The 19,424-nt window shown below is 53.9% G+C and carries 13 protein-coding genes, 4 tRNA genes, 3 rRNA genes and 1 riboswitch; of the genes, 4 read left to right on the top strand and 16 right to left on the bottom strand.

What is annotated here, in order from left to right:
- Nucleotides 1-2: 2 nt before the first annotated feature.
- The 3 genes from ilvM to ilvL all read right to left on the bottom strand — a co-directional run bounded on the left by ilvM (nucleotide 3) and on the right by ilvL (nucleotide 2,152).
- The gene (gene ilvM, locus EGO56_RS01115; RefSeq protein WP_135907476.1) at nucleotides 3-260 is read right to left on the bottom strand and encodes an acetolactate synthase 2 small subunit; all 258 of its coding nucleotides are present in this window, start codon (nucleotides 258-260) and stop codon (nucleotides 3-5) included.
- A complete protein-coding gene (gene ilvG, locus EGO56_RS01110) occupies nucleotides 257-1,903 on the bottom strand; it encodes an acetolactate synthase 2 catalytic subunit (protein WP_135907475.1) in 1,647 nt (548 codons plus the stop codon). The genes ilvM and ilvG overlap by 4 nt, the downstream gene beginning before the upstream one ends.
- Nucleotides 1,904-2,053: 150 nt before the next feature.
- Nucleotides 2,054-2,152, bottom strand: a complete 99-nt coding sequence (ilvL, locus tag EGO56_RS01105) for an ilv operon leader peptide (RefSeq protein WP_072101316.1) — start codon at nucleotides 2,150-2,152, stop codon at nucleotides 2,054-2,056.
- Nucleotides 2,153-2,482: 330 nt separating this feature from the next.
- On the opposite strand from ilvL, the gene EGO56_RS01100 reads away from it, so the two are divergent.
- On the top strand, nucleotides 2,483-4,006 hold the full coding sequence (locus EGO56_RS01100) for a YifB family Mg chelatase-like AAA ATPase (RefSeq protein ID WP_135907474.1): 1,524 nt from the start codon (nucleotides 2,483-2,485) through the stop codon (nucleotides 4,004-4,006).
- Between the two features lie 26 nt (nucleotides 4,007-4,032).
- On the opposite strand, the gene EGO56_RS01095 is transcribed toward EGO56_RS01100, so the two are convergent.
- On the bottom strand, nucleotides 4,033-4,371 hold the full coding sequence (locus EGO56_RS01095) for a MaoP family protein (RefSeq protein ID WP_010253568.1): 339 nt from the start codon (nucleotides 4,369-4,371) through the stop codon (nucleotides 4,033-4,035).
- Between the two features lie 120 nt (nucleotides 4,372-4,491).
- Between EGO56_RS01095 and hdfR the strand changes: the two genes are divergently transcribed.
- Nucleotides 4,492-5,325 carry an HTH-type transcriptional regulator HdfR gene (hdfR, locus tag EGO56_RS01090; protein ID WP_061061087.1) on the top strand — a complete coding sequence of 278 codons (834 nt, stop codon included), beginning with the start codon at nucleotides 4,492-4,494 and terminating at the stop codon, nucleotides 5,323-5,325.
- A gap of 120 nt (nucleotides 5,326-5,445) precedes the next feature.
- Here hdfR and EGO56_RS01085 read toward each other — a convergent pair.
- The 9 genes from EGO56_RS01085 to btuB all read right to left on the bottom strand — a co-directional run bounded on the left by EGO56_RS01085 (nucleotide 5,446) and on the right by btuB (nucleotide 14,098).
- Nucleotides 5,446-5,521, bottom strand: a tRNA-Trp gene (locus EGO56_RS01085).
- Between the two features lie 7 nt (nucleotides 5,522-5,528).
- Nucleotides 5,529-5,605 (bottom strand) — tRNA-Asp (locus EGO56_RS01080).
- An 87-nt stretch (nucleotides 5,606-5,692) separates the two neighbouring features.
- Nucleotides 5,693-5,808, bottom strand: a 5S ribosomal RNA gene (gene rrf / locus EGO56_RS01075).
- A 197-nt stretch (nucleotides 5,809-6,005) separates the two neighbouring features.
- Nucleotides 6,006-8,911, bottom strand: a 23S ribosomal RNA gene (locus tag EGO56_RS01070).
- Nucleotides 8,912-9,118: 207 nt separating this feature from the next.
- Nucleotides 9,119-9,194: transfer RNA gene (locus tag EGO56_RS01065), tRNA-Ala, on the bottom strand.
- Nucleotides 9,195-9,336: 142 nt separating this feature from the next.
- Nucleotides 9,337-9,413: transfer RNA gene (locus tag EGO56_RS01060), tRNA-Ile, on the bottom strand.
- A gap of 73 nt (nucleotides 9,414-9,486) precedes the next feature.
- Nucleotides 9,487-11,025: ribosomal RNA gene (locus tag EGO56_RS01055) — 16S ribosomal RNA — on the bottom strand.
- The 16S, 23S and 5S rRNA genes sit together here with 4 tRNA genes alongside, the layout of an rRNA operon.
- Before the next feature lie 396 nt (nucleotides 11,026-11,421).
- Complete coding sequence (gene murI, locus EGO56_RS01050; RefSeq protein WP_135907473.1) at nucleotides 11,422-12,273, bottom strand: glutamate racemase; 852 nt, start codon at nucleotides 12,271-12,273, stop codon at nucleotides 11,422-11,424.
- Nucleotides 12,218-14,098, bottom strand: a complete 1,881-nt coding sequence (gene btuB, locus EGO56_RS01045; RefSeq protein WP_135907472.1) for a TonB-dependent vitamin B12 receptor BtuB — start codon at nucleotides 14,096-14,098, stop codon at nucleotides 12,218-12,220. The genes murI and btuB overlap by 56 nt, the downstream gene beginning before the upstream one ends.
- 70 nt (nucleotides 14,099-14,168) lie before the next feature.
- A riboswitch (cobalamin riboswitch) is annotated at nucleotides 14,169-14,351 on the bottom strand.
- Nucleotides 14,352-14,461: 110 nt separating this feature from the next.
- Between btuB and trmA the strand changes: the two genes are divergently transcribed.
- Nucleotides 14,462-15,565: a tRNA (uridine(54)-C5)-methyltransferase TrmA gene (gene trmA / locus EGO56_RS01040; RefSeq protein ID WP_033734434.1), complete on the top strand. Its 1,104-nt coding sequence runs from the start codon at nucleotides 14,462-14,464 to the stop codon at nucleotides 15,563-15,565.
- Between the two features lie 298 nt (nucleotides 15,566-15,863).
- Here the strand turns inward: trmA and EGO56_RS01035 are convergent, their stop codons facing one another.
- Both EGO56_RS01035 and fabR read right to left on the bottom strand, forming a co-directional pair.
- Entirely contained in the window at nucleotides 15,864-16,217 is a 354-nt protein-coding gene (locus EGO56_RS01035) for a YijD family membrane protein (protein ID WP_013359448.1), read from the bottom strand.
- A 14-nt stretch (nucleotides 16,218-16,231) separates the two neighbouring features.
- On the bottom strand, nucleotides 16,232-16,879 hold the full coding sequence (gene fabR / locus EGO56_RS01030) for an HTH-type transcriptional repressor FabR (protein WP_013359449.1): 648 nt from the start codon (nucleotides 16,877-16,879) through the stop codon (nucleotides 16,232-16,234).
- 192 nt (nucleotides 16,880-17,071) lie between these two features.
- Here fabR and sthA point away from each other — a divergent pair, with 192 nt between their 5' ends.
- Nucleotides 17,072-18,472: a Si-specific NAD(P)(+) transhydrogenase gene (gene sthA / locus EGO56_RS01025; protein ID WP_135907471.1), complete on the top strand. Its 1,401-nt coding sequence runs from the start codon at nucleotides 17,072-17,074 to the stop codon at nucleotides 18,470-18,472.
- Here sthA and oxyR read toward each other — a convergent pair.
- Nucleotides 18,455-19,372: a DNA-binding transcriptional regulator OxyR gene (gene oxyR / locus EGO56_RS01020; protein WP_013359451.1), complete on the bottom strand. Its 918-nt coding sequence runs from the start codon at nucleotides 19,370-19,372 to the stop codon at nucleotides 18,455-18,457. The genes sthA and oxyR overlap by 18 nt on opposite strands.
- Nucleotides 19,373-19,424: the final 52 nt, after the last annotated feature.

Raw genomic sequence — 19,424 nt, 5'->3', positions numbered from 1 at the left:
GGCTACGCGCGGATTTGTTGTGTTGTCTGTTGTTGAATCTGAACGCATGCAACGTCAATTAATTTACTTAACTGCGAAGACAGTAAATCGACGGAGCGCTGGCTGGCAACGGTCATTTCAATATTAATGTTTTCTGCGTTGCCGACTGAGGCCATGTTCATAGAACAGACCTGAAAACCGCGGTGACGCACGACGCGTAAAATGCGCTCTAAAATTTCAGGGCGGAAACGGGCTTCGATAGACAATTGATGCTGGTTCATACGGTTTTCTCCATCATGTTTGCATTGCTGGCACCCGGCGGTACCAGTGGCCAGACGTTTTCATGCTCATCTATTGCAACATGCAGGAAGTAAGGACCTTCGCTGTTCAGCAGAGCATCAAGGGCGTCGTCGACCTGATCTTTACGGGTAATGCGCTGGCCGGGAATGTTGAACGCGCTGGCCAGCGTGAGGAAGTCGGGATTGTCGGACAGGTTAGTTTCACTGTAGCGACCATCGAAAAAGAGCTGCTGCCACTGGCGCACCATGCCCAGACGCTGGTTATCCATCAGTACGATTTTGACCGGCAGCCTGCCGCGCTTGATGGTGCCCAGCTCCTGGATGTTCATCATGATGGAGCCATCGCCCGAGACACAGATCACTGTATCGTCCGGACGTGCAACCTGCGCACCGATGGCAGCAGGTAAACCAAAGCCCATGGTGCCTAAGCCGCTGGAGGTGATGAAGTTCTCCGGCGCGCTGAAATCCATATGTTGCGCTGTCCACATCTGGTGCTGACCAACATCAGTGGTGACGACGGCATTGGCCGGTTTGCGATCGGAAAGCTGCTTCAGCAGCAGCGGCGCATAGATCGCGTCGCCCGGATGGTCGTAGCGCCATGTATGGCTGGCTTTCAGTGCCTGCACCTCATCGCGCCAGGCGTTGATGTGCAAAGGCTGACTCAGGGCGGGCAGCAGTTCGTTAAGGTCGCCCTGCAGAGAGACATGCGCGCGACGTAATTTGTTTAATTCAGCGGGGTCGATATCGAGATGAATGACGCTGGCGTGCGGTGCGAAGGTATCCAGCTTGCCGGTGACGCGGTCGTCGAAACGGGCACCGACTGCGATCAGCAGGTCACACGCCTGTACGGCCAGGTTAGCGGCTTTGGTACCGTGCATTCCCAGCATACCGAGATAGACGTCACTGTGTGGGTCCACACTGCCCAGTCCCTTCAGGGTAGCAACCGCCGGAATGCCGGTCTCTTCTGCCAGCGCACGCAGTGCCGGAACCGCCTGCGCCAGACCAACACCGCCGCCAACGTAGAGCATGGGCTTTCTGGCCTGCGCTATCAGTGCACGTGCCTGGTCAATCGCCTGATGCGGCAGCGCATTTCCTTCTTCAACCGGAACCAGATGCGGCGCGGGTTCACCTTGTGCAATCTGAATGTCTTTCGGGATATCAACCAGTACCGGGCCAGGACGGCCTGACTGCGCCAGCGCAAAAGCTTCCGCCATGATGGCCGGCAGCTCATCCAGCGATTCCACCAGGAAGCTGTGCTTGGTGCAGGCCAGAGAGAGTCCCAGTACGTCAATCTCCTGAAAGGCATCGGTGCCGATGAAGGCCGAGGTGACCTGACCCGTTACCGCCACAACCGGCACTGAGTCCATCATGGCATCCGCCAGACCGGTGATCAGGTTTGTCGCGCCGGGGCCGGAAGTAGCGATACAGACGCCGGTTTTGCCGGTGGAACGGGCATAGCCGATTGCCGCCATCACAGCGCCCTGCTCGTGACGACACAGTAGGTGTTCCACGCCGCCATCATAAAGCGCGTCGTATACCGGCATGATGGCGCCGCCAGGGTAACCAAATACGGTATCAACACCCTGCGCGCGTAAAGCCTGAACTACCCACTGTGCACCTGTCATCGCTATTCTCCTGTGTCCTGACCGGAACAACAGAATTTTATGCTACTGTTCATTGTTTGTTCCTTGTGGATTTACTGATATTTCCTCGGGTCGAAAAAAAACCCCCGGACCTTTCGGTGCGGGGGTTTTTTCGGATTCGAGGCTTGATTTTTAAGCCTTTCTTTCTCCAAGCGTTGCCCCGCACGGTAGGTTAATAACCACCACCACGCTAATCACGACCAGGCTAATCACTTGTAGAAGGGCTTTCATGTGTTGTTCAATTCTTTTTCGTGTTCGAAGTAATGCCTACAGAGTTATCATAGTCAGGGGGCATGACACAACTTTTTTTACAGATTTATTTTAGCTTGTTGCGCTGAATCAAGGCCTATCAATCTGTAATACAACAAATAATTACATAATGATAATTATTCATCACTTCAGGGACGTAATAATATTTCGATGAATTTGCGTACTGTCGCGCAGCGTTTTAAAACGCCATGAAACAACTTTCGATGGGGTGTGCGATGGCCCGAATTGTGCTGATGCTGTGCTCGCTTTTCTTTGATGCAGTCACCAGACTGACGGCAACAAGGAGCGAGTATGTCATTGTCAAAAGTTCTGACCCGGGCAGCACTGGGGGTGGAAGCCCCGCTGGTGACCATTGAGGCACATATCAGTAACGGCCTGCCTGCCTTGACCCTGGTGGGTCTGCCGGAAACCACGGTCAAAGAAGCGCCTGAGCGCGTACGCAGCGCCATTATCAACAGCGGTTTCACCTTTCCGGCAAAGCGGGTCACCATCAATCTGGCTCCAGCGGACTTACCCAAAGAGGGCGGACGGTATGACTTACCTATGGCCATCGCCATTCTGGTCGCCTCTGAGCAGCTTCCTGCCGACAAGCTGACGCACTATGAGTTTCTGGGTGAACTGGCACTCGACGGCGCGCTGTGCGGTGTTCAGGGCGCGATTCCGGCAGCCATGGTAGCAATTCAGGCTGGACGACAGCTGGTTCTCTCTGCTGAGAATCAGGCAGATGCCGGACTTATCCGTCAGGGATCATCGCTGATCGCCTCTCACCTCAGCGACGTATGCACTTTTCTGCGCAATGAACTCACGTTACCGACAGCCCAGTCTCCTGAGCATCAGGGCAATCCACCTGCTGACGACCTCGCAGATATTATTGGTCAGGAACAGGGACGCAGAGCGCTGGAGATCACGGCGGCTGGCGGGCATAACCTGTTGCTGATTGGCCCGCCTGGCACCGGTAAAACCATGCTTGCCACCCGACTGCCCGGCATCATGCCTTCTTTAACCGATCAGGAAGCACTGGAATGCGCGGCAATCGCCAGCCTGGTGAACAATAGCAGTACTCTGCACCGACAATGGCGTACCCGGCCTTTCAGGTCGCCTCACCATAGCGCCTCTCTCTATGCTTTGATTGGTGGTGGATCGCTGCCACGCCCCGGCGAGATCTCACTGGCGCATAACGGCGTGCTATTTCTGGATGAGTTGCCGGAATTTGATCGCAAGGTGCTGGACTCTCTGCGCGAGCCATTAGAGTCGGGTGTCATCGCTATTTCGCGTGCCCGCGCAAAAGTCGCCTATCCGGCACGATTTCAGCTGATTGCTGCTATGAACCCAAGTCCAACCGGACATTATCAGGGACAGCATAACCGCACCTCACCTCAGCAGGTGCTGCGTTATCTCAGCAAGCTGTCCGGCCCTTTTCTCGATCGTTTTGATCTTTCGCTGGAGGTGCCGCTACTTCCAGGTGGAATGCTTAGCGGTCAACGCCCTGCAGCAGAAACGTCTGAACGGGTTCGTCATCGGGTGGTCGCGGCGCGGGAGATTCAGCTGACCCGTGCAGGAAAAATTAATGCGCATTTAAACAATGCGGAGATTATGCGCTGGTGTCAGCCAGCTAAGGAGGATGCGGAGTGGCTGGAGTCAGTACTGGAGAAACTGGGTTTATCTGTACGGGCATGGCAGCGGATTTTGAAGGTGGCGCGTACCGTGGCCGATCTGGCGGGAGATACAGAGATCAGCCGGCATCATCTACAGGAAGCTGTCAGTTATCGCACGATTGATCGTTTAATGATTCATCTGCATAACAGCCTGCAATAAAAAAAGGGGCTTTCGCCCCTTCTCTGTTAATCGTCGCTGTCGGTAAAGTCTTCGACGGTGTCCATCTGCGGTTTACCGCCGGACAGCGTATGAAAACGTTTAGGACGCTTAATGCGGGTCATATATTTAGACCATACACGTTCGGCTTCCGTTTGCGGCTCACGCACGCCACGACATACTTCAATAAACAGACGTTCTTCTTCTGTTGCAGGCTCACGCTTTGATAAATCCAGCTCATTAAAGGCGAAACCGTGGCGTTCAAGAAGCTGAGCTTCTTTAATAGTAAAGTCACCGTGGCGTGAGAAACCACGCGGGTAATGTTTGTTATCAAAGAAACGATTCTCTGTTGAGAAGCTTTCCGCCATGTTACACGCTCCTGATTTTCTAATGCCGTGCTGTTAATGGCGCGGAGTATTAGATAGGCTTGACAGAGTGTAAAACAAAACATTTAAATCTATACGACAAACATTTTTTGGGAGAACGCTGTGGATACGGAATTACTGAAAACTTTCCTGGAAGTGAGCAGAACACGCCATTTCGGGCGTGCTGCAGAAGCACTTTACCTTACGCAATCTGCTGTCAGTTTTCGCATCCGCCAGTTAGAGAATCAGCTTGGCGTTAACCTTTTTACACGGCATCGCAATAATATACGTCTGACAGCGGCCGGAGAGCGCCTGCTTCCCTATGCTGAAAGCCTGATGAGCACCTGGATGATGGCAAAGAAGGAGGTTTCCCACACTCAGCAGCACCATGAGCTTTCGATCGGTGCCAGTGCATCGCTATGGGAGGCTTATCTGACGCCGTGGCTACAGACGCTGTATGAGAATCGTGAAAGCCTGCATTTAGAAGCGCGCGTGGCACAACGACACCTGCTGGTTAAGCAGCTCCATGAACGCCAGCTGGATCTGTTGATCACCACTGAAGCGCCTAAAATGGATGAGTTAACCAGTCAGCAGATTGGTCATATCTCGCTGGCGCTGTTCTGCGCCCGGCAGAGCGAGAAACGCGAAAAATATGATTACATTAAACTGGAATGGGGAGCAGATTTTCATCAGCATCAGAGCTACCTTTCCGGGGCGGATGATGTGCCAGTACTGACCACCACGTCGGCGCATGTTACCCGTGAACTGCTGCATACCACCGGCGCGTGCGCGTTCCTGCCTGACTTCTGGCAAGGTGTTTACAGTGAGTTGATGGTAATTCCGGATACGCCCGTCGCCGTTCGTCCGCTCTATGCTGTCTGGTTGCAGAACAGCGATCAGCAGGCGCATATCCGGCAGTTGCTTAAATTCCCGATTCTGGTCAGGCAAAACAGCTAAAGATTGGCAGGTAAAGAAGCAAGCAGGGAAGAGATGAGACCAGTTAGATTTAGCTGGTTCTTCTTTTTTGCCTTTCTGAAGGCAAAAAAAAATCCTTTGCCGAAGCAAAGGATCGTTTTCTGGCAGGGGCGGAGGGACTCGAACCCCCAACACCCGGTTTTGGAGACCGGTGCTCTACCAATTGAACTACGCCCCTAATAGGGTGGCGGAACGGACGGGGCTCGAACCCGCGACCCCCTGCGTGACAGGCAGGTATTCTAACCAACTGAACTACCGCTCCACCGATTCTTTCACGCTTATCAGCAACCGGCTGATAAGCGTCTGTTCCCGTTATTTTCCCTGTCAGAGGAAAAGGAACAAATTTGATGCCTGGCAGTTCCCTACTCTCGCATGGGGAGGCCCCACACTACCATCGGCGCTACGGCGTTTCACTTCTGAGTTCGGCATGGGGTCAGGTGGGACCACCGCGCTACAGCCGCCAGGCAAATCTTGGTGCACGAAACGAACCTTTCACGCCATGACCGCGTTGCCATCGCTCAGCCACACCGGTCACATACCTCAGTATGCTCCCGCTGATGTCTTCGCTCTGCGCCCTGTCACGCCGCAAAATCTTTCGTTTCCGCTAATTTTATCCGGAATAAGCTGAAAATCGTGTCTCTCAAAAACGCCTCTGGCGTTGTAAGGTTAAGCCTCACGGGTCATTAGTACCGGTTAGCTCAACGCATCGCTGCGCTTACACACCCGGCCTATCAACGTCGTAGTCTTCAACGTCCCTTCAGGACCCTCAAGGGGTCAGGGAGAACTCATCTCGGGGCAAGTTTCGTGCTTAGATGCTTTCAGCACTTATCTTTTCCGCACTTAGCTACCGGGCAATGCCATTGGCATGACAACCCGAACACCAGTGGTGCGTTCACTCCGGTCCTCTCGTACTAGGAGCAACCCCCCTCAATTCTCCAGCGCCCACGGCAGATAGGGACCGAACTGTCTCACGACGTTCTAAACCCAGCTCGCGTACCACTTTAAACGGCGAACAGCCGTACCCTTGGGACCTACTTCAGCCCCAGGATGTGATGAGCCGACATCGAGGTGCCAAACACCGCCGTCGATATGAACTCTTGGGCGGTATCAGCCTGTTATCCCCGGAGTACCTTTTATCCGTTGAGCGATGGCCCTTCCATTCAGAACCACCGGATCACTATGACCTGCTTTCGCACCTGCTCGAGCCGTCACTCTCGCAGTCAAGCCAGCTTATGCCATTGCACTAACCTCACGATGTCCGACCGTGATTAGCTGACCTTCGTGCTCCTCCGTTACTCTTTAGGAGGAGACCGCCCCAGTCAAACTACCCACCAGACACTGTCCGCAGCCCGGATTACGGGCCTACGTTAGAACATCAAACATTAAAGGGTGGTATTTCAAGGTTGGCTCCACGCAGACTGGCGTCCGCGCTTCAAAGCCTCCCACCTATCCTACACATCAAGGCTCAATGTTCAGTGTCAAGCTGTAGTAAAGGTTCACGGGGTCTTTCCGTCTTGCCGCGGGTACACTGCATCTTCACAGCGAGTTCAATTTCACTGAGTCTCGGGTGGAGACAGCCTCGCCATCATTACGCCATTCGTGCAGGTCGGAACTTACCCGACAAGGAATTTCGCTACCTTAGGACCGTTATAGTTACGGCCGCCGTTTACCGGGGCTTCGATCAAGAGCTTCTCCTTGCGGATAACCCCATCAATTAACCTTCCGGCACCGGGCAGGCGTCACACCGTATACGTCCACTTTCGTGTTTGCACAGTGCTGTGTTTTTAATAAACAGTTGCAGCCAGCTGGTATCTTCGACTGGCTTCGGCTCGGGGAGCAAGTCCCTCCACCTACGCGCCAGCGTGCCTTCTCCCGAAGTTACGGCACCATTTTGCCTAGTTCCTTCACCCGAGTTCTCTCAAGCGCCTTGGTATTCTCTACCTGACCACCTGTGTCGGTTTGGGGTACGATTCTGTGTTACCTGATGCTTAGAGGCTTTTCCTGGAAGCTGGGCATTTATCACTTCAGCACCGTAGTGCCTCGTCGTCACGCCTCAGCGTTGATAAGGGACCGGATTTACCTGGACCCTCCGCCTACACGCTTAAACCGGGACAACCGTCGCCCGGCTGATATAGCCTTCTCCGTCCCCCCTTCGCAGTAACACCGAGTACAGGAATATTAACCTGTTTCCCATCGACTACGCCTTTCGGCCTCGCCTTAGGGGTCGACTCACCCTGCTCCGATTAACGTTGAACAGGAACCCTTGGTCTTCCGGCGAGCGGGCTTTTCACCCGCTTTATCGTTACTTATGTCAGCATTCGCACTTCTGATACCTCCAGCATGCCTCACAGCACACCTTCGACGGCTTACAGAACGCTCCCCTACCCAACAACACATAGTGTCGCTGCCGCAGCTTCGGTGCATGGTTTAGCCCCGTTACATCTTCCGCGCAGGCCGACTCGACCAGTGAGCTATTACGCTTTCTTTAAATGATGGCTGCTTCTAAGCCAACATCCTGGCTGTCTGTGCCTTCCCACATCGTTTCCCACTTAACCATGACTTTGGGACCTTAGCTGGCGGTCTGGGTTGTTTCCCTCTTCACGACGGACGTTAGCACCCGCCGTGTGTCTCCCGTGATAACATTCCTCGGTATTCGCAGTTTGCATCGGGTTGGTAAGCCGGGATGGCCCCCTAGCCGAAACAGTGCTCTACCCCCGAAGATGAGTTCACGAGGCGCTACCTAAATAGCTTTCGGGGAGAACCAGCTATCTCCCGGTTTGATTGGCCTTTCACCCCCAGCCACAGGTCATCCGCTAATTTTTCAACATTAGTCGGTTCGGTCCTCCAGTTAGTGTTACCCAACCTTCAACCTGCCCATGGCTAGATCACCGGGTTTCGGGTCTATACCCTGCAACTTAACGCCCAGTTAAGACTCGGTTTCCCTGCGGCTCCCCTATACGGTTAACCTTGCTACAGAATATAAGTCGCTGACCCATTATACAAAAGGTACGCAGTCACCCCCATAAAGAAGGCTCCCACTGCTTGTACGTACACGGTTTCAGGTTCTGTTTCACTCCCCTCGCCGGGGTTCTTTTCGCCTTTCCCTCACGGTACTGGTTCACTATCGGTCAGTCAGGAGTATTTAGCCTTGGAGGATGGTCCCCATATTCAGACAGGATACCACGTGTCCCGCCTTACTCATCGAGCTCACAGCACATGCGCTTTTGTGTACGGGAGTATCACCCTGTACCCTGCGACTTTCCAGACGCTTCCACTAACACACATGCTGATTCAGGCTCTGGGCTGCTCCCCGTTCGCTCGCCGCTACTGGGGGAATCTCGGTTGATTTCTTTTCCTCGGGGTACTTAGATGTTTCAGTTCCCCCGGTTCGCCTTGCAGCACTATGTATTCATGCTGCAATGATGCACAGAGTGCACCGGGTTTCCCCATTCGGACATCGACGGCTGTAGCGGTTCATATCACCTTACCGTCGCTTTACGCAGATTAGCACGTCCTTCATCGCCTCTGACTGCCTGGGCATCCACCGTGTACGCTTAGTCGCTTAACCTCACAACCCACAGGCGTTTTTCAACGCTGCGAGCTGCAAGCATTTGAGAGACTCGAACGCATCGCTTTGTCATTCCTTATTACGGAGGAATGACGCGGTGCGTCGTTTCAATTTTCAGCTTGTTCCGGATTGTTAAAGAGCATAATACTTCGCAGCACACCGTTGCCGGTACGCTCTGAAGTATTCAGAAAAAACAGTTAAACGGTATGGTGGAGCTAAGCGGGATCGAACCGCTGACCTCCTGCGTGCAAGGCAGGCGCTCTCCCAGCTGAGCTATAGCCCCATACAGTTACTGCAGAGACCACTACTACCACTCAACCGAGTACACTTCGTGAGAAATGCAATTCGTGCTCAGGCAAGGCATGTCTTCGCGAAGCATAGTGAACTATGCGAGCCGGAGACATAACGCAGCGTGAGTGCGAATTTGGTAGGCCTGAGTGGACTTGAACCACCGACCTCACCCTTATCAGGGGTGCGCTCTAACCACCTGAGCTACAAGCCTGTAGAGGTTTTTTCTGCTCGTTACTTTTTATCAGACAATCTGTGTGAGCACTGCGCCGGAAGGTATCTTCAGGTAAGGAGGTGATCCAACCGCAGGTTCCCCTACGGTTACCTTGTTACGACTTCACCCCAGTCATGAATCACAAAGTGGTAAGCGCCCTCCCGAAGGTTAAGCTACCTACTTCTTTTGCAACCCACTCCCATGGTGTGACGGGCGGTGTGTACAAGGCCCGGGAACGTATTCACCGTGGCATTCTGATCCACGATTACTAGCGATTCCGACTTCACGGAGTCGAGTTGCAGACTCCGATCCGGACTACGACGCACTTTGTGAGGTCCGCTTGCTCTCGCGAGGTCGCTTCTCTTTGTATGCGCCATTGTAGCACGTGTGTAGCCCTACTCGTAAGGGCCATGATGACTTGACGTCATCCCCACCTTCCTCCGGTTTATCACCGGCAGTCTCCTTTGAGTTCCCGACCGAATCGCTGGCAACAAAGGATAAGGGTTGCGCTCGTTGCGGGACTTAACCCAACATTTCACAACACGAGCTGACGACAGCCATGCAGCACCTGTCTCAGAGTTCCCGAAGGCACCAAAGCATCTCTGCTAAGTTCTCTGGATGTCAAGAGTAGGTAAGGTTCTTCGCGTTGCATCGAATTAAACCACATGCTCCACCGCTTGTGCGGGCCCCCGTCAATTCATTTGAGTTTTAACCTTGCGGCCGTACTCCCCAGGCGGTCGACTTAACGCGTTAGCTCCGGAAGCCACTCCTCAGGGGAACAACCTCCAAGTCGACATCGTTTACGGCGTGGACTACCAGGGTATCTAATCCTGTTTGCTCCCCACGCTTTCGCACCTGAGCGTCAGTCTTTGTCCAGGGGGCCGCCTTCGCCACCGGTATTCCTCCAGATCTCTACGCATTTCACCGCTACACCTGGAATTCTACCCCCCTCTACAAGACTCAAGCCTGCCAGTTTCAAATGCAGTTCCCAGGTTAAGCCCGGGGATTTCACATCTGACTTAACAGACCGCCTGCGTGCGCTTTACGCCCAGTAATTCCGATTAACGCTTGCACCCTCCGTATTACCGCGGCTGCTGGCACGGAGTTAGCCGGTGCTTCTTCTGCGGGTAACGTCAATCGACGCGGTTATTAACCGCATCGCCTTCCTCCCCGCTGAAAGTACTTTACAACCCGAAGGCCTTCTTCATACACGCGGCATGGCTGCATCAGGCTTGCGCCCATTGTGCAATATTCCCCACTGCTGCCTCCCGTAGGAGTCTGGACCGTGTCTCAGTTCCAGTGTGGCTGGTCATCCTCTCAGACCAGCTAGGATCGTCGCCTAGGTGGGCCATTACCCCGCCTACTAGCTAATCCCATCTGGGTTCATCCGATAGTGAGAGGCCCGAAGGTCCCCCTCTTTGGTCTTGCGACGTTATGCGGTATTAGCCACCGTTTCCAGTGGTTATCCCCCTCTATCGGGCAGATCCCCAGACATTACTCACCCGTCCGCCACTCGTCACCCGAGAGCAAGCTCTCTGTGCTACCGTCCGACTTGCATGTGTTAGGCCTGCCGCCAGCGTTCAATCTGAGCCATGATCAAACTCTTCAATTTAAGTTTGATTTGCTTAAACAAGTTAAGCGGTGCTCATCTGTAAAACGTCATAATGAATTTCATTATGTGTTCACTCGTGAGGCTTTGATATTTTGTTGCGTCCTGAGACGCTGATATCAATCCTGCGAGTGCCCACACAGATTGTCTGATAAATTGTTAAAGAGCATACCGCGATTTACTGCGGCGCGGGCTGCGTATATTACGCTTTCCGCATTGTCAGTCAAGCATTTATTTTCGCTTAACTCACTGGTTCGTATGATTTCGAACCTACTCAACCCGGTGCTTCGTAAGCCGTTGTGCCGTGTCAGTGGAGGCGCATTATAGGGAGTTCTCGGAGGCTGACAAGTGCTAATTTCAAATAAAATTCCGAGTGCTGATTTTTTCAGCTAAAAACCGCTAAAGCGCCAGTTTTTCAAGCAACGGGAAGCCATAACGCTGCAAAACGGGTGATAATTGTACCGCTTCACCATCCAGCGCCGTACAGAATGCGACATTCTGCTGCGAGGAGTGCACTTCTGGCGCTTCATGCTCCAGCAGCCAGACGGTACGTCGGGCGATTGCCGCACCGGAATCAATCAGACGCGTTCCTTCAGGCAACACCTGCTGCAGCTCTTCGCGCAGTAAAGGAAAATGCGTACAGCCTAAGACGACCGTATCCGGTGGCTCAGCCATCCGCAGCCACGGCTGGACAATACGGCGCACCTCGTCCAGTGCAACTTCCTCACCGTGCAGCTTCGCTTCTGCCAGCTCCACCAGCTCGGCAGATCCCAGCATCTCAATGTTGCAGGAGCCGGCAAACTGCGACACCAGCTCATGGGTATAAGGACGGCGTACCGTCGCCCGCGTTGCCAGTAATCCCACCACGCCATTACGCGTCAGGCGCGCGGCCGGTTTAATTGCCGGCACCACCCCCACCACAGGAAACGCAAAGCGTTCACGTAAAGCGGGTAATGAAACCGTGCTGGCCGTATTACAGGCGATGATGACCAATGAGAGAGGATAGTGCTGCGTAATAGCCTCAACGATAGCGACCACCCGCTCCACGATGAAGGTTTCGCTTTTCTCACCGTATGGGAAGCCCGCGTTATCGAAGGCATAGAGATAATGCAGGTCCGGCAGTAGCTGACGGACCTCGTCATAGACAGAAAGCCCACCGACGCCGGAATCAAACACCAGCACGGTAGGGCGCAAATCAGAAGTTGTAGCTGCCGCTGAGGTAATACTCTCGTCCTGGAGTCTGATAGCCATACACTGTCTCGTAATCTTTATCGAACAGGTTGGCAATTCTACCACGAACCGTGAGTTGTGAAGTGACCGGATATGAGACGGCGAGATCCCACAGGCTCACTCCCCCTAACTTCACGCGTCGGCTGGGCGTGCTGTTAAAGTCGGTATCATAACGGTCGCCCAGATAATGGTAGGTGACGGACCAGTCAAACTCATACAGCGTCCAGTCGAGCTGATACTTCACCTGTTGCTTAGCCCGGCGGATGAGTGGCTGATCGGTGCTGCCATCCCGCGCATCGACATAATCGTAAGAGAGCTGATGCGCCAGCGGCCCGGTATCAAATCCGGCGGTGGCTTCAACGCCTTTAATACGCGCCTGCTCAATGTTGTAGTAGCGGAAGGTCTGCGGATCGCCTTCAATCAGGTTATCAATGTCATTGCGATAGCCCGACACGCGCCAGTTCACCGGCCCGCTCAGGCCTTCAAAACCGCCTTCCCACTGCTTACTTTTTTCCGGATCGAGGTCGCGATTACCATAAAACGGACTGTAAACCTGCGACAGATTTGGTGCTTTAAAAGCAGTGCCATAAGAGGCGAATGCGCGGTAACCAGAGATGAACTCCCATGACGCCGCCGTCTGCCAGGTGTTATGCCAGCCGAATTGATTGTTGTCGTCACCGCGTACCGCACCTTCAAGGGTGACGCTGCCAAACTGCTGCTGGCCGGTCAGGTAAAGGCCGGTGTTACGCTGCTCATAGCCCGCTGACAGATAGTTCGTGCCAGGCTCGGTCGTCTCTTTCTGCCAGTCAACACCGGCGCTGACGGCGCCCTGCCCCACCTGCACGGTGTTGCCCCATTGCAGGTTGTACTGGGTGACATCATCAAAGGTGGATGCAGCGCCATAACGGCCATTGCGCGGATCGTAGTTAATGTCTTTGGTATGGCCGTAACTGGCGATGAGCTGGGTAGAGTAAATGTCACGGTTGAAGCGTAACCCGGTGTCCCAGGTCTGACTGTAGAGCTGACGGGTATCGGCCAGACCGATGATATTAGTGAAGCTGTCATCATAAGTGTATGACCCGTCGTAGGCGGTACGGTTATCAAACCCATAGCCGCGCACAAAACCGCTGAGTTCATCGCTGAACTGATGCTCAAGGTTGCCATACAACGTTTTGCTCATGAAGCCGTCGCGATCGTGCTGCGCCGGACCATAGTCATTGGGATAGCCCGCCACCACGTCATACCCTTTGGTATAGGTGTAGTTGCCAGCCAGGGTCAGCTTTGTCGCATCACTCAGTTTCTGCTGGGTGGAACCATCGTATGTCTGATAACCATTTGACCCCATGCCCGCCGTCAGCGTGGTACCCGGTTGCGATCGACCTGTAATGATATTCACCACGCCGCCAATCGCATCAGAACCGTAAACCGCAGACCGCGCGCCGCGAACATATTCGATGCGCTGCACCAGCGACAGAGGGATCTGGCTGAGGTCAGATGAACCGCTGATACCCGCCTGATTAAGCCGGATACCATCAATCAGGATCAGCACATGTCGGGACTCGGTTCCCCGAATAAACAGTGAACTCTGCTGCCCCAGTCCGCCATTCTGTGCGACATCGACACCCGGCAGACGCCGCATCACATCCGTCAGGCTTTTGGCCTGCCAGCGATCAATCTCATCACGCGTGACGACGGTGGTCGGTGCCAGCACACCTGAAACGGGTTCAGCAAAACGGTTGGCAGTGACGATTTGCGTATCATCATTGCCCTGCGCAAAACCGTTTTGCGCCCAGAGGGAAATCGCCGTTGCGCTCAGCGCGAACAGCGATGCGGTTTTTTTAGTCATTTTTAATCGCATCCATAAGACGAAGCAGGATGCCGCGGGCCGACAATCAATAGAACGCGATGATTGAACGAGTAGCGACGTTACACCGGCAGGTCTTCGGGCTGGGAACCATAGGTGATGATGACTTCCCATCCCGCAGGACAGTGTCTGCACTTGCACACATCACGACATTCCTTACCGCTGCGCGTCAGCTCCAGATTCACACTGGATTCCCTATTAACTCGGGCTTGAGGCCGGCGCTTGCAGTCTACGGAGTGGAGATACGGAAGTCCAGACTGCTAAATATCTTCTCGCTGCAGGACTGGACATCAGCAAGTGAATGCCTACAATCGCCCGCTGGTAAGCTATTAATCAGGATTGCTCATGACACCCGAACATCTCCCCATTGAAGAGTATGACGCACAGCTGGCGGAAAAAGTCAGTCGTTTAGAGACGATGATGACGCCGTTTGCTGCGCCCGACGTGGAGGTGTTCCGTTCGCCGGTCAGCCACTATCGGATGCGCGCTGAATTTCGCCTGTGGCACGACGGCGATGATATCTATCACATCATTTTTGATCAGCAGACACGCGAGCGGATCCGTGTTGATCAGTTCCCGGCGGCCAGCCAGTTGATCAACCAGCTGATGCCAAAGATGATCGCCGCGATCCGTGATAACCGCACCCTGCGTCATAAACTGTTCCAGATCGACTATCTGTCGACCATGAGCAATCAGATTGTGATTTCACTGCTCTATCACCGCAAGCTGGATGATGAATGGCAGCAGGCAGCTGCAGCGCTGCGTGACCAGCTACGCGCGGAAGGGCTGGACGTGCAGCTGATTGGCCGTGCGACCAAAACCAAAATCTGTCTGGATCGCGACTATGTAGACGAATGTCTGCCCGTGGCGGGTCGTGAGATTATCTATCGTCAGGTCGAGAACAGTTTTACCCAGCCTAACGCGGCGATGAATATTCAGATGCTGGAGTGGGCGCTGGATGTGACGCAGGATTCACAGGGTGATCTGCTGGAGCTTTATTGCGGCAATGGTAACTTCTCGCTGGCGCTGGCGCGTAATTTCCGCCGCGTGCTGGCGACAGAAATCGCTAAACCCTCTGTTGCCTCGGCGCAATACAACATCGCCGTGAACCAGATTGATAACGTGCAGATCATTCGCATGGCAGCGGAAGAGTTTACGCAGGCGATGAATGGCGTACGCAGCTTTAATCGTCTGGAAGGGATTGACCTGACCAGCTACGAATGCGAGACGATTTTTGTCGATCCGCCGCGCAGCGGACTGGATGAAGAGACGGTGAAAATGGTGCAGGCCTATCCGCGTATCCTTTACATCTCCTGCAACCCGCAAACCCTGAGCGACAATCTGCAGACGCTGTCAGAAACGCATGAGGTAACGCGGCTGGCGCTGTTTGATCAGTTCCCCTATACCCACCATATGGAATGCGGCGTTCTGCTGACGCGTAAAGCGTAAACAAAAACGGGAACCCTGAGGTTCCCGTATTGAAATTGTTAAGACCGTACTGGCCAGGGGTGAAGTCAGCCGCAACAAATATGGTCAGGGCGCAGGAAACATGGGCAGAAGAGGAAAGCGTCCCGCGCCATGGACGGCGCGGGCCGAGCGTGCCATGGATGGCGGGTTTTGCGTCTTTCCGATCTGACCGTGTTTCATGTGCCGGCTCGGTCTTACAGCTAATCAGGGCAGACGTGGTCAACAATATAAAAAACGGGAACCCTGAGGTTCCCGTTTTCATATATTCCTGATGATATCCCTACTGATTACGCTTGCGCTTAAATCGCGTCGCAATCCAGAACACCAGCGCCACCATCAGAACGGTAGGAACAAAGTTGGAGCCAATGTCCGGGTATTCCGCCCGCACCAGCGCGCTATACACCAGAATCCCCAGCAGGAAAAACGCTGCCGCCAGACCTGGCATGCCGTCCGGCATGTTGGTGTTGAGATAACGCTGATGCAGACACCAGGCCGCCAGACCCAGCGCAATCAGCGGAAAAATCGAAAAGGGAACAAAAGCGCTGAACAGCACAGAAAACGAGCCGTTAATCGCTAAACCGGTAATAAAAGCCAGTGCCAGAGTGCTTTTATCGCGGATACCTGGGTGGGTCATGGACGGATCCTTACTCATTGCTCTTCGGGTTTTTCCAGGGTAACCGCCAGTCGTTCCTGCTCACGGCGATACCAGTAATAAGCGCCTTTGGCGATCATACGCAGCTGCAGCACCAGCCGATCCTCAAGCTTACGTCGCTGCTCAGCATCAACATCCAGTGCTTCTGCACCGGCGCTGAAAACAATGGTCACCATCGCTTCAGCCTGCGCTTCGGTAAAACTACGCGGCATGCGATTTTCGACCTCAAGATAATCGGCCAGTTCAGCGATGAAGTGCTGAATTTCACGCGCCACGGCGGCACGAAAAGCGGCAGAGGTACCGGAACGTTCACGCAGTAACAGGCGAAAAGCGTTGGGGTTATTGCCGATGAACTCCATAAAGGTCGCCACCGACGTTTTAATGATGCTGCCACCTTTGGCGATACGCTGGCGCGCCTGACGCATCAGCTGTCGCAGCATCAGCCCGCTTTCATCCACCATCGTCAGACCAAGCTCATCAACATCCTTAAAATGACGATAAAAAGAGGTAGGTGCTATTCCCGCTTCACGGGCAACTTCCCGCAAACTCAGACTGGTAAAACTGCGTTCGGCGCTGAGCTGACTGAAAGCTGCTTCAATCAGTGTACGTCGTGTACGTTCTTTTTGTTGCGCTCTGACGCCCATGCTCTCTGCCTTTAGCGGTATTGAGTGGGCACTATAACAAAATTTTCAGCGTACAGATTGGCAATCTTTGTCACCGCCTGTGAACCTCACTCTTTGTCAAAATGTGGTGAAAATCACTGATAGAATTCAGAAGTGCGCGACGAGATGTTAGAATCTCGTTGTAAAAATGTATAAATAATAGGACGTATCGGTATGCAAAAGTCTTACGATTACGATGCCATTGTGATTGGCTCAGGGCCCGGCGGTGAAGGGGCGGCGATGGGGCTGGTAAAACAGGGAGCGCGCATCGCCGTGATCGAACGCTACCACAACATCGGCGGCGGTTGTACGCACTGGGGCACCATCCCTTCTAAAGCCCTTCGCCACGCCGTCAGTCGCATTATTGAATTCAACCAGAACCCGCTCTACAGCGACCATACCCGACTGCTTCGCTCCTCTTTCGCCGACATTCTCAATCACACTGAAAATGTGATCAGCCAGCAGACAGCCATGCGTCAGGGCTTCTACGAGCGTAACCGCTGTGAACTTTATCAGGGTGATGCGCATTTTGTTGATGCCAATACCATTGAGATTGAGCAACCCGATGGCACGCGTGAGACGCTGACGGCAGAGAAGTTTGTTATCGCCTGCGGTTCACGACCTTATCATCCTGACGATGTCGACTTTACCCATCCCCGCGTTTATGACTCTGACTCTATCCTCAACCTGCACCACGAACCGGGCCACGTCATTATTTATGGTGCGGGTGTAATTGGCTGTGAATATGCGTCGATTTTCCGTGGCCTGAACGTCAAAGTTGACCTGATTAACACCCGCGATCGCCTGCTGGCGTTTCTCGATCAGGAGATGTCTGACTCCCTCTCTTATCACTTCTGGAACAGCGGCGTAGTCATTCGTCACAACGAAGAGTTTGAGAAGATCGAAGGCGTGGAAGATGGCGTGATCATGCATCTGAAGTCCGGCAAGAAAGTGAAAGCAGACTGCCTGCTTTACGCGAACGGCCGTACCGGTAACACCGATTCACTGTCGCTGGAAAATGTCGGTCTGGAAGCGGATGGTCGTGGCCTGCTGAAAGTGAACAGCATGTATCAGACGGCTCAGCCGCACATCTATGCCGTGGGTGACGTGATTGGCTATCCAAGCCTGGCCTCTGCTGCTTACGATCAGGGCCGTATTGCCGCGCAGGCGATTATGAGAGGAGAAGCCACAGCGCACCTGATTGAAGATATTCCGACCGGCATCTACACCATTCCGGAAATCAGCTCTGTAGGTAAAACCGAGCAGCAGCTGACGGCGATGAAGGTGCCTTACGAAGTGGGTCGCGCGCAGTTCAAACATCTGGCGCGCGCGCAGATCGTCGGCATGAACGTGGGCAGCCTGAAGATTCTGTTTCATCGCGAAACGAAAGAGATTCTGGGGATCCACTGCTTTGGTGAGCGTGCCGCCGAGATTATTCACATCGGTCAGGCGATCATGGAGCAGAAAAATGGTGGCAACACGATTGAGTACTTCGTGAATACCACCTTTAACTATCCGACCATGGCTGAAGCTTATCGCGTTGCCGCGTTAAACGGCTTAAACCGCCTGTTTTAACGTAGCGTCGAAATAGTGCGCCATGTGGGTTTTAATCGCCTCTGCCAGCTGTTCATAACGGCTGCGCAGAGGTGACCCCGGACGATAGACCAGCGCAATCGTACGCTGTGGCACCGGTTTGTAGCAAGGAAGATAGCAGACGCCATCGCGGACGCGTTCCGGCGGGACTGCCAGCGCTGGTAACAGCGTAATGCCGCTGCCAGCCGCCACCATATTACGCAGCGTCTCAAGACTGGTCGCGCGGAAGTGGGTATCTTCATCCGCACCCGCCTCAAAGCAGAAACCCATCGCCTGGTCACGCAGACAGTGCCCGTCTTCCAGCATCAGCAACTTCTCGCCAGCCAGATCGGACATCGGTACGCGATCGCGATCGCACCACGGATGATCGGCATAGACAGCCAGCTTCATCGGCTCATCAAACAGCGGCACTTCGATAAAGGCCTGACTCTCTTTGACCAGCGCGATAATCGCGCAGTCCAGCTTGCCGCTGTCGAGCTGAGACAGCAGCTGCTGCGTCTGCGCTTCGTGCAGGTACATCTCCAGTTTCGGGAATGTCTGGTGCAGCGTCGGGATAATCTGTGGCAATAAGTAAGGCGCAGTGGTCGGGATGAGGCCGATATGCAGCGGACCTGACATCGCTTCCCCTTGCTGACTGGCCATCTCTTTCAGCACTTTCACTTCACGCAGCACCGTTCGCGCCTGATCCACCAGCAGCAGACCTGCCTGTGTGAACAGCACTTTACGGCTGGTGCGCTCCAGCAGCATCACACCCAGCTCATCTTCCAGCTTACGGATCTGCCCGCTTAATGTTGGCTGACTGACATGACACGCATCCGCGGCACGGCGGAAATGACGGTGTTCAGCAAGCGAAACCAGATATTCAAGATCACGAATATTCATTATTACCCTCCAAACCACGATAGCCCGTGGCGATAGATAGAATAGCAATGAA

It is taken from the genome of Pantoea vagans (genome assembly GCF_004792415.1).
Classification (GTDB): domain Bacteria; phylum Pseudomonadota; class Gammaproteobacteria; order Enterobacterales; family Enterobacteriaceae; genus Pantoea; species Pantoea vagans.
The sequence above is the reverse complement of the archived record's forward strand: the minus strand, read 5'-3'. Positions and strand labels throughout refer to the sequence as shown.